Below are 15,739 nucleotides of genomic sequence, written 5' to 3'. Positions count from 1 at the left end.
CGAAAAACATGATACAGATATAAACCTTGAAAGCCTTGCTGTATCTAAGTTTTTTAATTGCGAATTGCGAATTGTGAATTGTGAATTGGTATAACAACTCTAAGCTGTAATCCCAAGATAAGAAACTTGGCGAAAATATTTCATCTGACTATGTGTAGAATCAGTGAAACCTCACCTCTGTTAATGGGCAATGCCATACCCCTACGAGAAATCTATAATATTGCCCACCTGATAATAGCGATGTCTACGACGGGCGTAGCTGCGGCACCACCAACGCTACAGGCAATCGTCTCTTGTGAAATGAGATTACTAAACACTCTTCCCTAAGTATCGAGAAAATTTTAGTTTACTACTCTAAATGCTTAACAGGCATTGATACTAAGTTTCCCAAGCAATCAGCAACTTCTTTCCGATGACAGCGATTCGGGTTCATTTCAGCACACAAGAGTAAAACATTACCTGTTTGAGCAACTTGTGCAATTTCATGTAGAGCTTTATCTGCTTCTTCTTGATTTACTGGAATCCAATTTTCTTTACCAGATGTATTGCCTAAAGCGGTTTTAGAAATATACTTAATGTTATTTAATTCACAGAATATTTTAATTTTGTCGCCGTACCATTTACGGCTCCAAGCACGAGGAACCATCCTCACATCAACAACACATTCCACATCAAACTTTTGTAGGTATTCCAAGAAGGCATCGTAGTCTTTGCGATTGCCATATCCGAAGGTAAGTATGCATCTTGTTTTAGCAATATCTTTAATCTTCATTTTCATTCCTAGAACAATCAAGTTTAAATATTACATTTTTATTAATGGTGGGTAAAATATCCCAATAATCATAAAGCTATTTTTGTGGTTTTTTAGGTTTCCCATAATAAAGTATAAATCTTTTTTGCTTAAAAATTCGTCTTCTAGTTTTTGGCGTACTTTTTCTAAAGCCTCCTTTTCTTTATTCTCCATACTTGTTTCATTTGATCTATCTCTACAATTTCTATAAAGTTGTTGAATTTCCCAATCATTTATTGTACAACTATGCTTCTTTCCATCTGGGGAAATAAATTCGTAACCAAACTTATAAGGAATTTTATCTAATTGTACTGAAGGCTCAAACAAGTCCATTTGATCTAATATTGTTTGCTGTTTTGGTTTCCACTCCCGTTCTATTTCCTTTTTACAGAAGTATTTTTTTATAATTTGTGGTTTAATAATACCGAGAGACTTACCTTGCTCTTTAATGTCCTGAATAGATTTGAATTCTAGTGGCATAACCAAGGCTTTTCGCTCTTCCCAATTCTTGCGAGTATCAATTTTTCGTATTACTTCTATCGAAGAATCATCTATACGAAAACTTTCTTCTCTATAATCTTTTTCATTTCTTTCTATTTTAGCACTTATAATTGACCATCTTGGATAACGCTTATCAAAATCTAATTGACGAAAACGAATGGGATAAATGCGAATCCACTGAACTGGTTTCTCCTCATCATCTAATAAAACTCCTGCTGTACAGACTGTTTCTTGATATTTGGTGCTAATTGAAGGGTATGTTTTAGTTGCAATCAAAATTTTCCTTCTTTCCATAGAACAACCTCTATATGAACTAGCTCACTATACAGTGATATTATAGACACATAAATAATTCCAGTACGGCATCAAAATTTTTTCATTACATACTGCCGAAACTCCCAAAATTTTGGAAAATAATAAAGTAAGTCGAGTATCACAAGACTCACTTGATATCCTCATTTATTCTAGGAAAATATGACTCATCCTTTCCTTGAACGCCTGCGTAGTCCAGATAGCCCAGTCCTCGTCTTCGACGGGGCGATGGGAACCAACTTACAAACCCAAAACCTGACTGCTGAAGACTTCGGTGGCCCACAGTATGAAGGTTGTAACGAATACTTAGTCCACACGAAACCCGAAGCAGTCGCTAAGGTTCACCGCGACTTCCTCGCTGCTGGTGCTGATGTCATTGAAACCGATACCTTTGGCAGTACCTCCCTGGTGCTGGCAGAATATGACTTGGCAGACCAAGCCTACTACCTCAGCAAGACAGCCGCAGAATTGGCCAAGCGTGTGGCTGCGGAATTTTCCACGCCAGAAAAACCCCGGTTTGTGGCAGGTTCCATCGGCCCCACAACAAAACTTCCTACCTTGGGACATATTGACTTTGACACCATGAAAGCGACTTTTGCCGAACAAGCAGAGGCGCTGTGGGATGGTGGTGTTGATTTATTCCTGGTGGAAACTTGCCAAGATGTGCTGCAAATTAAGGCAGCGCTGAATGCCATTGAAGAAGTGTTTGCCAAAAAAGGCGATCGCCGTCCGTTGATGGTATCTGTGACAATGGAAAGCATGGGCACAATGTTAGTTGGTTCAGAAATCAGTGCTGTGCTGACAATTTTGGAACCTTACCCAATAGATATTCTCGGTCTAAATTGTGCCACGGGCCCAGACTTGATGAAACCACATATCAAGTATTTGGCAGAACATTCACCTTTCATCGTTTCCTGTATTCCCAACGCGGGTTTACCTGAAAACGTCGGCGGTCAAGCGCACTACCGCCTAACACCGTTGGAATTACGGATGTCATTGATGCATTTTGTTGAAGATTTGGGTGTCCAAGTGATTGGGGGTTGCTGTGGGACACGTCCAGAACACATTCAACAATTGGCAGAAGTCGCCAAAGACCTAAAGCCAAAAGTTAGACATCCTAGCTTAGAACCAGCAGCAGCATCAATTTACACCACTCAGCCTTACGACCAAGATAATTCTTTCTTGATTGTTGGTGAACGTCTCAACGCCAGTGGTTCCAAAAAGTGCCGCGATTTGCTAAACGCGGAAGATTGGGATGGACTCGTTTCAATGGCGAGGGCACAAGTCAAAGAAGGCGCACACATCCTTGATGTCAACGTCGATTATGTAGGACGTGACGGCGTGCGGGATATGCACGAATTAGTTTCGCGCATTGTTAATAATGTGACATTGCCTTTAATGCTTGACTCCACCGAATGGGAAAAGATGGAGGCGGGTTTAAAGGTTGCCGGTGGTAAGTGTTTGCTGAATTCCACCAACTACGAAGATGGGGAACCGCGCTTTCTAAAGGTGCTGGATTTAGCGAAAAAATACGGTGCTGGTGTAGTTATTGGTACTATCGATGAAGATGGGATGGCGCGGACAGCAGAGAAAAAGTTTGCGATCGCTGGGCGTGCATACCGTCAAGCTGTAGAATATGGCATACCACCCACAGAAATATTCTTTGATACCCTCGCGTTACCAATTTCTACCGGGATTGAAGAAGACCGAGAAAACGGTAAAGCCACAATTGAATCCATCCGGCGGATTCGTGAGGAATTGCCTGGATGTCATGTAATTTTGGGTGTTTCCAATATTTCCTTTGGTTTGAATCCAGCCTCGCGGATGGTGCTGAACTCGGTGTTTTTGCACGAGGCGACGACGGCAGGAATGGATGCAGCCATTGTCAGTGCTAACAAAATTTTACCGTTATCGAAGATTGACGCCCGCCATCAAGAAATCTGTCGTCAGTTGATTTATGATGAGCGGAAATTTGAAGGTGATGTTTGCGTTTACGATCCCTTGGGAGAGCTTACCACAGCGTTTGCCGGGGTGACAACTAAGCGCGATCGCTCCTTAGATGAAAGTCTCCCCATCCCAGAACGTCTCAAGCGTCACATCATCGACGGCGAACGCATTGGCTTAGAAGAACATCTGAAAAAAGCCTTAGAAGAATATCCCCCCTTGGAAATTATCAACACCTTCTTATTAGATGGTATGAAAGTTGTCGGGGAATTATTCGGTTCGGGACAAATGCAGTTACCCTTCGTCTTGCAATCTGCGGAAACCATGAAAGCGGCGGTGGCGTTTCTAGAACCGTTCATGGAAAAATCAGAATCAGGCAACAACGCCAAGGGAACCTTTATCATTGCCACAGTTAAAGGCGATGTCCACGACATTGGTAAAAACTTGGTAGATATCATCTTGTCTAACAATGGCTACAAGGTGATTAACCTGGGAATTAAGCAGCCGGTGGAAAACATCATCAACGCTTACGAACAGCACAAAGCTGATTGTATTGCCATGAGTGGTTTGTTGGTGAAATCCACCGCCTTCATGAAAGAGAACTTGGAGGTATTCAACGAAAAGGGAATTAGTGTCCCTGTAATTTTAGGTGGTGCAGCATTGACTCCCAAGTTTGTCTATGAAGATTGCCAAAATACCTATAAAGGTAAAGTCGTTTATGGTAAAGATGCCTTTTCTGACTTGCACTTCATGGATAAATTAATGCCAGCAAAGGCTACTGGTAACTGGGAAGATTTGCAGGGATTTTTAAACGAAGTCGAAACGGCTGAAGTTTCAACAAATGGTAACAAAGAACCAAAAGCTACAACTGCTGAAGAAACATCTGCTGAACCAAAAGTAGTAGATACGAGACGTTCTGAAGCTGTGGCTGTAGATATTGAACGTCCCACACCGCCTTTCTGGGGAACGAAGTTATTGCAGCCTAGTGATATTCCCATCGAGGAAATATTCTGGCACTTAGATTTACAAGCTTTGGTTGCTGGACAATGGCAATTCCGCAAACCAAAGGAACAATCTAAGGAAGAATATCAGGCTTTCTTGGCTGAGAAAGTCTACCCAATTTTAGAAACTTGGAAACAGCGAATTATTGAAGAAAATCTGTTGCATCCCCAAGTGATTTATGGTTATTTCCCTTGTCAAGCCGAGGGAAATTCTCTACATATATATGATTCAGAGAACCAATCACAACAGGTTACAACTTTCGAGTTTCCCAGACAGAAGTCTTTAAGGCGGCTGTGCATAGCAGATTTCTTTGCACCGAAGGAATCGGGAATTATTGATGTCTTTCCGATGCAAGCGGTTACTGTAGGGGAGATTGCCACAGAGTTTGCCCAAAAACTGTTTGCTGCCAATCAATACACCGATTATCTGTATTTCCACGGCATGGCGGTACAGGTAGCGGAAGCTGTGGCTGAATGGACACACGCCAGAATTCGCCGCGAGTTAGGTTTTAGTGCTGAAGAACCCGACAATATTCGGGATATATTGGCACAACGCTATCGTGGCTCACGGTATAGTTTTGGGTATCCGGCTTGCCCGAATATCCAAGATCAATATAAGCAACTGGAATTATTGCAGACTGACAGGATTAACTTGTATATGGATGAAAGTGAACAACTTTATCCAGAACAGTCTACCACTGCGATTATTGCTTACCACCCGTTAGCAAAATACTTTAGCGCGTAGAATCTGACTCGTTAGTACCCCCAGCCCCCCGATAAATTGGGGGGGCTTAATTCAATTTTTAAACGCAGAGGGGCGCAGGGGAAAGCGCAGAGGGACACAGAGGTTTACCCAATTTATTCGCTACTAATTAATGAAATATTGTATTTAGACGGCAGTCTCAACTAAACTGATAGACTTGCGTTGAAAATCGGAAGTCGGAAGTAGGGAAATCCGAATCAGAAAATGGGGGCAAACAACGCTCAAAAAAGGTGCGATCGCCTAAGCTATGCTTTTAAAATCCTAATTGGTATCGTGCCCTTCTTTGTTCTCCGGGTTTATTCTGGCAAACAGAAGGTTAGGCTGTATTAACCACTATCATCATTTCAGATACTAACATCGAAGAATTACCAATTATGCTAGAACAAGGCACTATCAGTATTCATACTGAGAATATTTTCCCGATCATCAAGAAGTCGCTTTACTCAGATCATCAAATCTTCTTGCGGGAACTGGTATCCAACGCTGTAGACGCCATCCAAAAGCTGAAAATGGTATCCCGCGCCGGAGACTACGCTGGAGATATCGGCGAACCAGAAATTGAAATTGCCATTGACAAAGATAAGAAAACCCTATCCATCTCCGATAACGGTATCGGGATGACCGCAGATGAAGTTAAGAAATATATCAATCAAGTTGCCTTCTCTAGTGCTGAAGAATTTATTCATAAGTATGAAGGCAAATCAGATCAACCGATAATTGGCCACTTCGGTCTTGGTTTTTACTCTTCCTTCATGGTGGCGCAAAAGGTAGAGATTGATACACTGTCATACCAAGAAGGAGCGCAGGCGGTTCACTGGACTTGCGATGGTTCCCCAGCTTTCACCCTAGAAGAATCGTCCCGGACAACTCGCGGCACAACTATTACTCTTAGCCTGCAAGGAGAAGAGGAGGAATTTCTCGAATCAGCACGAATTAAGAATCTTGTCAAGACATATTGCGATTTCTTGCCAGTACCAATAAAACTGGAAGGCGAAGTATTAAATAAGCAAAAAGCACCGTGGCGAGAGTCTCCAAGTAACCTGAGTCAAGAAGATTATTTAGAGTTTTACCGCTACCTGTATCCTTTTCAGGAAGAACCTCTATTGTGGGTACATTTAAATACAGACTATCCCTTTATCATCAACGGGATTCTGTATTTCCCCAAAATGAGGCCGGATGTAGATGTTACAAAAGGGCAAATCAAGCTATTTTGCAATCAAGTTTTTGTTAGCGACAACTGCGAAGAAATTATCCCGCAATTTCTGATGCCAATGCGGGGTGTCATTGATAGTACTGATATTCCCCTGAACGTATCACGTAGTGCCTTGCAAGGCGATCGCACCGTGAAGCGAATCGGTGATTACATTGCCAAAAAAGTAGGCGATCGCCTCAAAGAACTTTTCCGCGACAACCGCGAACAATACATTAGCGCTTGGAAGGATCTTGGTACTTTTGTAAAATTCGGCGTTCTCAACGACGAAAAATTCAAAAAGCAAATCGAAGATATCATCGTCTTCCGCACCACCGCCAAACTGACAGAAAAAGTTGCTGCTGAAACTCCAGTCGTTGAAGTACAGTCTTCAGACGGGGATGCTTGGCAAGATGTGACTCCTTCACCCAGTTCTGACTCAGCACCCAGCGCTCCTTACACCACACTGAAAGAATATCTAGAACGCAACAAAGAACGTAACGAAAACCGGGTTTTCTACAGCACTGATGAAGCAACCCAAGCAACATACATAGAACTGCATAAAAATCAAGGCTTGGAAGTCCTGTTTATGGACTCCTTCATCGACACCCACTTTATCAACTTCCTAGAGCGGGAATATAAGGATGTCAAATTTACACGGGTGGATTCTGACTTAGACAATACTCTGCTAGAACAAGACAAAGCTAAGGAAATTGTTGACCCCAAGACGAATAAAACTCGGAGTGAGACCATCAAAGAATTATTTGAGAAATCTCTCAACAAACCCAAACTCAATATCCGCACTGAAGCCTTAAAATCAGACGATCCTCATGGAACACCACCTGCGATCGTGCTTTTACCAGAGATTCTCCGCCGGATGCGGGAAATGAACGCCATGATGCAGCAGCAGCAGACAGTAGAGTTTCCCGAAGATCACGTTTTGCTGGTGAATACTGCTCATCCATTGATTCAAAATCTGGCAAATCTTAACCAAGGTAGTATTATTCAAGGAGACGGTCAATCGCCTACAGATCAGTTAGTGAACTTGATTTGCCAACACGTTTACGATTTAGCGCTGATGTCTCAGAAAGGATTTGACGCTGAGGGAATGAAATCCTTCGTCGAGCGATCGAATGAAGTACTCACCAAGCTGACAGAACAGGCTAGTAAATAGTGGTGAGTGGGGCATTGGGCATTGGGCATTGGGCATTGGTTATTAATTTTTGTCCCTCACTCCCCTACTCCCCCTGCTCCCTCATCTCCTTTCCTACTTCTGTTGTCTAAGACCTAAAATGGAAAGGCTGTATTAAAATAACAATCTGGAGATACTCGCTATGTCCCGTCGCTGTGAACTAACTGGTAAGAAGGCAAATAACGCCTTTGCTGTTTCCCACTCCCACCGCCGTACTAAACGGCTTCAGCACGCTAATCTGCAAAGCAAGCGTGTTTGGTGGGAAGCCGGAAATCGCTGGGTGAAGTTAAAGCTGTCTACCAAAGCAATCAAAACCCTACAAATCAATGGGTTAGAAGCAATGGCAAAAGAAGCTGGCATTAACCTGAATCATTACTAAGTGAAATACAGGTGATTCGGGGCGTGCAGGTAGCTGCGCGCCCCTAATGCTAATTACATCTTGAGTAGTAGGCTTTTTAATACGCTTCGGATAAGGTTTTTTGATGAAAATTACATATAACAAAGCCGTCTCTACAAAGGACTGATTATTGTAAAGACGGCGATTTATCGCGTCTCTTCCCTTAGCTGAACCGTATTGGCTCTGTACCCAAAATTAATTATGAATTATTCAGTGATTGCTGTTGTATCTGCTTTTGTACCCAAAGACGAAAAGCCTTGAGCGTTGCATTTCTACCTGCTGTTGTACTTTGCTCTAAATATTGGGGAATCGTTTCAATTAGTTTAAATTTAGGAAAATTTAGGCTTTTCTGAGACTCTACATAATGTCCATCTTGCAGAACATTAATTTGGAGCTTTCCTTTATCAAAACGCCAAAGCTCAGGTACTTTTAAAGCTTCATAGATATTAGGATGAGTGCGAGAAGTAATATCAACTTCTAAAGCTAAATCTGGAGGGGGGTCTACTGTTAAATCTAGTCGCTTCTTGCCGCGAATCTTGGCTTCATTTTTTATATAGAAACACTGGTCAGGTTCTATACCTTTAGCCATCACTTGGTTTTTGAAAGTGGTAGAACCAAGACATCTAAACTCAATATCTAATTCTTCCAAAAGCGCTTTGACTAAATCACCAATAATTTCTTTATCGTCTTCATGTTCTGGCAGTGGTGCCATAATCTCTAGTATTCCCCTGTCATAAGCAATTCGTGCAGCACGATGCTCTCCTAAATCCTCTAGAATTGTTTCCAATTCCTGCCAGGTTACATCTCGCAGTAGCACTCTTTGTCCTGGTGGAACATGGATGCGCTTTAATTCCAACAACATCATCTTCACTCCCAGTAGCTCAAATCTAAATTTAGCTTATACCATTTCACGAAATGTCTAATACAAATGATTAGTTTTTAATTCTTTCCCCCTGCTCCCTGCTCCCTGCCCCCTTGCTAGGCTATTTGTATCGATTTTAAAGTGAAATGGTATTACTCCAGTTAATGCGACAATTGTTTGCTGCTTCATTACTAAATTGTCGGATGTTTGGACATGCAGTAGTTTGTTGTCGCGTCTCGCCTGCTTAATAAACCCCTTTATTGAAGTGTATGGGGCGATCGCTCCTAAAAAAGCGTAATTAAAAAAAACCTCTGGAAACTCCAGAGGCTTTGGTTCCTGATTTAGTTTCTATTGCTTACTACAATTTGTCCTCAGTCATTTCCCGATAATCAAGGAAATTATCACAAATACTCATAACATCATGCTGATTACCAGGAAATCTAGAGGAGAATACCTTGTTAATAGCGCAAATTAATTCTTCACCTTTGGCTGCGAACCAGGAATCGTTACATCTATTGGTGTCACCTTTGCTGCTAGCTGCGTCAATGGCGGTTGAATAGCGGTTTGATTCCCTACCACTAAAGTCACGATCTTTTCTGGCTTGAGGTATTCTCGTGCTACTCGTTGCACATCAGCAGCTGTGGTGGCGGCGACGGCTTTTTGATAGCGAAAGAGAAAATCAGCAGGATAGCCGTAATATTCGTATCGCATCAACCGTGATAAGGTTTGTCCAGGGTCTTGAAAGTTAAATACAAAGGAGTTGAGTGTAGACTCTTTTGCAAAAGCTAGTTCTTTTGCTGTAACTCTTTGAGTTTGGATGCGCTTGATTTCATTTTGTAATGCTTTGACAAACTGGACGGTAGCATCCGATCGCGTTTGTCCACCAGCAATAAACATGCCAGGATAGTCGTAGCGAGGACTCCACTCGCCATAAACAGAGTAAGCTAAACCTTGACGCGATCGCACTTCATTAAATAAGCGTCCACCAAATCCATTTAACACTCCATTCAATACATCGAGTGCCGGATAATCAGGATTGTCAAACCGTCCACCTAAATGGCCAATAAACACACTACTTTGTGTTAATTGTGGCTGATTGACAAAAAAGACTCCACCTGTATTGGCTGGCGAAACACTTGGTAATTTGGGTTTAGCAATACCTGGGTTACGGTTCCAATCGCCAAAATTAGCTTGAATGAGCGATCGCATTTTTTTGGAATCAAAATCCCCCACAATCCCCAAAATCATATTATTGGGGTGGAAATATTGCTGATAAAACTTGATCAAATCCTCACGCTCAATTTGATCCACCGTTGCATATTCTATCGTGCGAGCATAAGGACTATCTTTTCCATAGATCAATTTTTTAAATTCTCGACTAGCAATACTATCTGGATTATCATTGCGACGAGCAATGCCACCCTTAGCTTGAGTTTTCGCCAAGTCTAGCTTTTCTTGAGCAAATACTGGCGATCGTACCACTTCGGCAAATAACCCAAACACCGTTTCTAAATCTTCACTGAGTGCGTCAAAGCTAGCACCACCAGAAGCTTCACCAATACTAGTTTCCACTGATGCCGCGCGTTGTTCCAATATCTCGTTAAGTTCATCAGGCGAATGCTTCTTAGTTCCTCCAGTTCGCATCACCGCGCCTGTAAAACCAGCTAAACCAACTTTTTGTTGTGGTTCCAAGCGATTTCCTGTCCGCACAAACGCCGTCCCATTCACCAACGGTAATTCGTGATCCTCCATCAAATAGACAACCAAGCCGTTTTGGAGAACAAATCGCTCATACTTGGGTAACTTAATCTCAGGTAGCGGTGGTAACTGCAACTCTGTATAATGCTTTGCCTCAGCCGTCGCCGCCAGAGAAAAATTACAAGTTAAAAGTAAACACGCAAACACACCAACCAAAGCATAAATAAGCCCCTTCACATTTCGGATTTTGAATTTTTTACCCTTCACCTTGTACCTCTGCATATCTCTCTCCTTTACGCCCTTTGCGGTTTGTTTCTCTTAAGCTTCTTTCGACAACAACTTTCCAATCGTGCGATTTTTTGGCGTAAACGTCTCCTTTGCCACCCGCACAATATCAGCCGTAGTTACCGCCGAAATATCATCCAACTGCTTAAACAAGTTCCGCCAAGAGCCAGTTTTCACCTCATATTCCAACAATTGTTGAGCCATCCCCATATTTGAATCGAGGGTACGTAACAAACCCGCTCGTGCTTGGGTTTTCACTCGTTCCAAATCAACCGTTGCTACAGGTTCAGTTTTTAATTTGTCAATTTCTTGGCGCAAAGCCACTGCCAACTCATCAACCGTATGACCGGGAGCCGTGAGAGCATAGAATAACATCAGGTTTGGGTATTTATCTCCAGGAAATCCACTGTAACCTTGAGCATTTAGCGCCAAGCGTTGCTTTTCTACCAAAGACTTATACAACCGCGACGTGCGCCCATCACTTAATAAGCTACCAATGATTTCATAGACTGCATTATCTGGATGGGTAATTGCCGGACGATGATAACCTTCTAAATACCAGGGTTGAGAAGGTAGCTGTAAAGTAACTTCTCGTGTTTGTTGTTGTGGCGGTTCCACGGGGATTTCTTCAACAGCTTTGGTTTTTGCTTGATAGCGGCCAAAATAAGTTTGCGCCAGTTTTTTTACCTCAGCCGGGTTAACATCTCCGACAATGGCAATGGTCAAATTACTTGGTACGTAGTGAGTATCAAAAAACTTTTGCACATCTTCTGGTGTCAGATTGCGGATATCTTTGTCATAACCAATCACCGGACGTCTGTAGGGATGAACTTTGTAAGCAGTATCAATAAATTTCTCCACCATTAGTCCAATGGGTGAATTTTCCACCCGCATTCGTCGTTCCTCTAAAATTACATCTCTCTCTTTATAAAACTCACGCCGAATTACAGGATCGAGAAATCGTTCCGACTCCAGCGACATCCAAAGTTCCAGCTTATTGGCAGGAAAGCTGTACAAATAACGGGTAGCTTCAGTTGAAGTATTGGCATTTAAACCCACACCTCCCGCTTGTTCGACAATTCGCCCCAATTCGTTTTGCTTAACAAGCTTGGCTGCTTGCGCTTCCACTCGCTTAAACTCAGCTTCTAACCGAGCAACCTCATCTTTTTTGCCATTAGCTTTTGCTGTTTTAATTTGACCATCTAATCGTTCTAAGGTTTCTAATAGAGGTTTTTCTGCCTTATAGTTTTCTGTACCAATGCGCGTTGTGCCTTTAAACGCCAAATGTTCTAGAAAGTGAGCTACACCAGTTTTGCCATCTGGCTCATCCACACCACCGACATTGGCATAAGTAATAAAAGAAACTACAGGCGCTTGATGTCGTTCCAAAACAATGAATTTTAGACCATTGTCGAGGCGAAACTCCGTTAACTGCTTGATAACTCGATTTAGATAAGGTTGGATCGAACTTTGAACTGGTGGAGTTTGAGTTTTTGTAGGTTGCAGCACTCTTTGGGGAGGGGGTGCGGTCTGAGTTTGAGCCAGAGCAATTTCTGGCAGCAATCCCCACCAGAGGATAATCAAAGCCAACAAAGCGACAAACAACCGCCGCAATATCACAGATACTTTATCTGACCAATCCAAAATTCCCAATCTAAAAACTAAAATTGACCGACTGATCTGGTTCATAAGCAAAAATTAAGATAAAGTTACACTACCTAACAAACTAGGTACTTAGCAAAAAGACGTTAATCTTGTATTAAGCTTGTTAGGCTTTTTTACTTGACGTTAGACAATAATGCTACAAATCGTGTTCCGCAAATTTCACCATAACTGTTATGCGAGTTTTTAATTCTTCCCCACCTTCAGAGGCTCAGACGCGCACCCGGATTTTGCAGGCAGCACAACGCTTGTTCGCCGCTCAGGGATTTGACGGCACTACCACTCGTGATTTAGCACAGGCGGCAGGTGTAGCTGAAGGGACTCTATTTCGTCATTTTGCCAATAAAAAGGCAATTTTGGTGGAAGTAGCGACGAGTGGATGGGTGGAGATTCTCACAGATTTGCTGACAGAATTAAGTGAAATGGGCAGCTATAAAGCCGTAGCTCAGGTGATGCGTCGCCGGATGTGGAATTTTCAAAAAAATGCCGATTTAATGCGCGTCTGTTTTATGGAGGTGCAGTTTCACCCCGACTTGCGCGATCGCATTCAATTAGAAGTCATTACCAAAATGTCCGATGTGGGCGAAGCGTTTTTTCAAACAGCGATGGATAAAGGCATTTATCGCAAAATGGACGCCAAGCTGGTAGCCAAAGTTTTTTTAGGAATGTTTGCGATCGCAGGTTTTTCCAACAACACCCTCATGGAACCTGATGCTTCTCCTCAACAAATGCAGGAAATGGCAGAAGGACTTGCTGATATCTTCCTTAATGGTGTTTTAGCTAAAGATTAGGGATTAGGGCATTGGGCATTGGGAATTGGGCATGGGAAAGAGGTGGAGGGGCAGGGCGCGGGGGGCAGAGGGGAAAACTCTCTCAACTCTCTCCTTTGCTCCCTGCTCCCTGCTCCCTGCTCCCTGCTCCCCCTGCCCCCACTCCCCACTCCCTACTCCCCATTTCCCACTATTTTCGCTTGCTGACTCCACTGTTGTACTAATTCAATCGCTGGACATAAATCTCGTCGCTGCATTGTTGCTACCTGCAAGCGCATAATTTGTTGGTGCAATCTGTGACTGGGAGTTTGAGCTAACTGTGCAACTGAAGCAATACCTGCATGGAGCAATAAACCACAATATTGTATGCCTACACTGGGAATACGCGCCAAGTCAGCTAAAGCCATCCATTTATTTACATACTGAAGATGAATCTGTAGTTTATTTGCTAATGCTAGTCTTTTCTCTAAAGTTTTCCCTTGTTTGATTAGTGCTACTGTACTAGGAATTCCAAAATTGTGTAGTTGAGATTGTTCTTCGTCGCTTAGTCCAGGTAATTGTTCAATTGGCCAGTCACGAGATTGGATACGATTTTGATTATTTGTATTTTTAGCAGACATTTTTGAAATTAAAATATAGGCTTATTTAGATATTGTGACAGGAACAAGAGGCGATCGCCTCGTATACTCTCTGACGTTACGAAAAGCACAGTCTAGTTATATGAAACAGATTTTGTCGCATAGGCAGAAAAACTGTACAACTCATTCGTGCTGGACAATTAAAAAAATGATCATTCAGAAGAATTATTATCGTCTGGCAAATCAGGAAACAAAAGATTTTAGATGGCTATTAGCTATTCTTGCGCCCCAGCTTTTTGCAGGCTTTGCACCACATTTTTATAACCATTAAATTCTGCAATCATTAAAGCAGTATAACCACCCCGGTTTTTCAAATTCACATCTGCCCCAGCTTGCAGTAACAACTGCACAATTTCGCCGTAACCTGCTGAGGCAGCCCACATCAATGCTGTTGCCTTCGCTGAGTCTTGAAAATTTACATCTGCTCCCTTCGCCAGCAACAAATGTATTATCTCTGTGTGCTTGCGTTCGGTTGCCTTGATCAAAGCAGTTTTGCCATCATCGCCCGCAGTGTTGGCATCAGCACCATAGTTTAGCAGCACTTTCACTGTTTGGGTGTGTCCCTGTGATGCAGCCAGCGTCAAAGGTACTTCACCAAGGTTTTTCTCAGTAATATCTGCCCCAGAATGCAATAATGCTTCGACGATATGGCTGTGTCCCTGCAATGCTGCTACAAGCAGTGGCGTATCACCCAGGTGGTTCCTAATTTGGACATCTGCACCCCTGTTAAGTAACACTTGCACAACATCAATGTAGCCTTCCACAACGGCAAGGTGTAGGGCAGTTTCACCATCTTGGTCTTGGAGATTAATTTGGGCACCTCGATTTAGTAAAGCTGCTGCGATCGCACTATGTCCAGCAGCTGCTGCTGCCGATAGGGCAGTTCCACCATCGGCATTTTTCACATTCACATCAGCTCCGGCTGCTAGCAGTGCTTCCACAACCTCTAGATGTCCCAAATCTGCCGCTAATGTTAAGAGCGTCTCACCCTCCTCATCTCGAATATTGACATCGACACCAGTTTGGAGAATTGCTTGTAAAACTTCTATTTGTCCCTGCTTAATGGCCAGTTTCAAGGCAGTATCATCATCTTTATCTGCGATATTCACCTTTGCACCAGCAGCCAATAAAACTCGCACTACATCGATATGACCTTTAACTACAGCTGCCATTAAAGCTGTACTGCCATCTTCATTAGTGGCATTGACATCAGCACCTTTAGATAGTAAAAGCTGCAAAATGTCAAGCTGTTTGGCACTAGCCGCCAACATCAAAGCCGTCAAACCATAGAGTTTTCTAGGCAAGTTGATATTTGCCCCAGCATCTAATAGCGATCGCACAATTTCGGTATAGCCTAAATTGGCAGCAAACATTAACGCCGTCGTGCCAAGGCGATCGCACGCGTCCACCCTCGCACCAGCAGCCAGTAGCGCACACAGACCCTTGATATCGCCGCTTTTAGCAGCTTTTAGCAGCAAAGTATCGTTGTTTTCAGTCATGAATGAGATCCCACACAGGGGTTTTGTTCGTCTACCCTCAAAATTTAGTCTGAGATTATTTATCCACTTTGGCAAGAGGTTTATGCAATTCAAAATTCACTCATTCTAAATTCAAATTCAATAAAAGCAGTCTTGGTAAACATTCTGGCTATTGGGTCGATGAAAATTCTTCTCTTTCTTAGCCTCTTTTTATTTGTGCAACTTTAAGCACAGAAAATAGAATTATGCTAATTTTT

11 protein-coding genes are annotated in these 15,739 nt (G+C 42.6%); 4 read left to right on the top strand and 7 right to left on the bottom strand.

The genetic code is table 11. From position 1 onward, the window contains the following. Nucleotides 1-349: 349 nt before the first annotated feature. Together CDC33_RS27610 and CDC33_RS27605 are read right to left on the bottom strand one after the other, a co-directional pair. Entirely contained in the window at nt 350-772 is a 423-nt protein-coding gene (locus tag CDC33_RS27610; protein ID WP_109011637.1) for a DUF488 domain-containing protein, read from the bottom strand. A 30-nt stretch (nt 773-802) separates the two neighbouring features. Further along, nucleotides 803-1,585, bottom strand: coding sequence for a DUF8758 domain-containing protein (locus tag CDC33_RS27605; protein ID WP_109011636.1), 783 nt, complete (start codon nt 1,583-1,585; stop codon nt 803-805). 180 nt (nt 1,586-1,765) lie between these two features. Between CDC33_RS27605 and metH the strand changes: the two genes are divergently transcribed. From metH to rpmB, 3 genes are all read left to right on the top strand, one after another. Continuing rightward, on the top strand, nt 1,766-5,293 hold the full coding sequence (metH, locus tag CDC33_RS27600; protein ID WP_109011635.1) for a methionine synthase: 3,528 nt from the start codon (nt 1,766-1,768) through the stop codon (nt 5,291-5,293). Between the two features lie 392 nt (nt 5,294-5,685). Then, entirely contained in the window at nt 5,686-7,674 is a 1,989-nt protein-coding gene (htpG, locus tag CDC33_RS27595) for a molecular chaperone HtpG (RefSeq protein ID WP_109011634.1), read from the top strand. 160 nt (nt 7,675-7,834) lie between these two features. Next, complete coding sequence (rpmB, locus tag CDC33_RS27590) at nt 7,835-8,071, top strand: 50S ribosomal protein L28 (RefSeq protein WP_109011633.1); 237 nt, start codon at nt 7,835-7,837, stop codon at nt 8,069-8,071. A 217-nt stretch (nt 8,072-8,288) separates the two neighbouring features. Here rpmB and CDC33_RS27585 read toward each other — a convergent pair whose 3' ends face one another. From CDC33_RS27585 to CDC33_RS27575, 3 genes are all read right to left on the bottom strand, one after another. Further along, nucleotides 8,289-8,951 carry a Uma2 family endonuclease gene (locus CDC33_RS27585; protein WP_109011632.1) on the bottom strand — a complete coding sequence of 221 codons (663 nt, stop codon included), beginning with the start codon at nt 8,949-8,951 and terminating at the stop codon, nt 8,289-8,291. A gap of 471 nt (nt 8,952-9,422) precedes the next feature. Continuing rightward, the gene (locus tag CDC33_RS27580; protein ID WP_109011631.1) at nt 9,423-10,931 is read right to left on the bottom strand and encodes a M16 family metallopeptidase; all 1,509 of its coding nucleotides are present in this window, start codon (nt 10,929-10,931) and stop codon (nt 9,423-9,425) included. A gap of 36 nt (nt 10,932-10,967) precedes the next feature. Next, a complete protein-coding gene (locus tag CDC33_RS27575) occupies nt 10,968-12,623 on the bottom strand; it encodes a M16 family metallopeptidase (protein WP_181374151.1) in 1,656 nt (551 codons plus the stop codon). A 149-nt stretch (nt 12,624-12,772) separates the two neighbouring features. Between CDC33_RS27575 and CDC33_RS27570 the strand changes: the two genes are divergently transcribed. After that, entirely contained in the window at nt 12,773-13,387 is a 615-nt protein-coding gene (locus CDC33_RS27570) for a TetR/AcrR family transcriptional regulator (RefSeq protein ID WP_109011630.1), read from the top strand. Nucleotides 13,388-13,539: 152 nt separating this feature from the next. Here CDC33_RS27570 and CDC33_RS27560 read toward each other — a convergent pair whose 3' ends face one another. Further along, nucleotides 13,540-13,986: a DUF4332 domain-containing protein gene (locus CDC33_RS27560; protein ID WP_109011628.1), complete on the bottom strand. Its 447-nt coding sequence runs from the start codon at nt 13,984-13,986 to the stop codon at nt 13,540-13,542. A gap of 233 nt (nt 13,987-14,219) precedes the next feature. Beyond that, the gene (locus CDC33_RS27555; protein ID WP_109011627.1) at nt 14,220-15,503 is read right to left on the bottom strand and encodes an ankyrin repeat domain-containing protein; all 1,284 of its coding nucleotides are present in this window, start codon (nt 15,501-15,503) and stop codon (nt 14,220-14,222) included. Nucleotides 15,504-15,739 lie beyond the last annotated feature (236 nt).

Source organism: Nostoc commune NIES-4072, from assembly GCF_003113895.1.
Lineage (GTDB): Bacteria > Cyanobacteriota > Cyanobacteriia > Cyanobacteriales > Nostocaceae > Nostoc > Nostoc commune.
The sequence above is the reverse complement of the archived record's forward strand: the minus strand, read 5'-3'. Positions and strand labels throughout refer to the sequence as shown.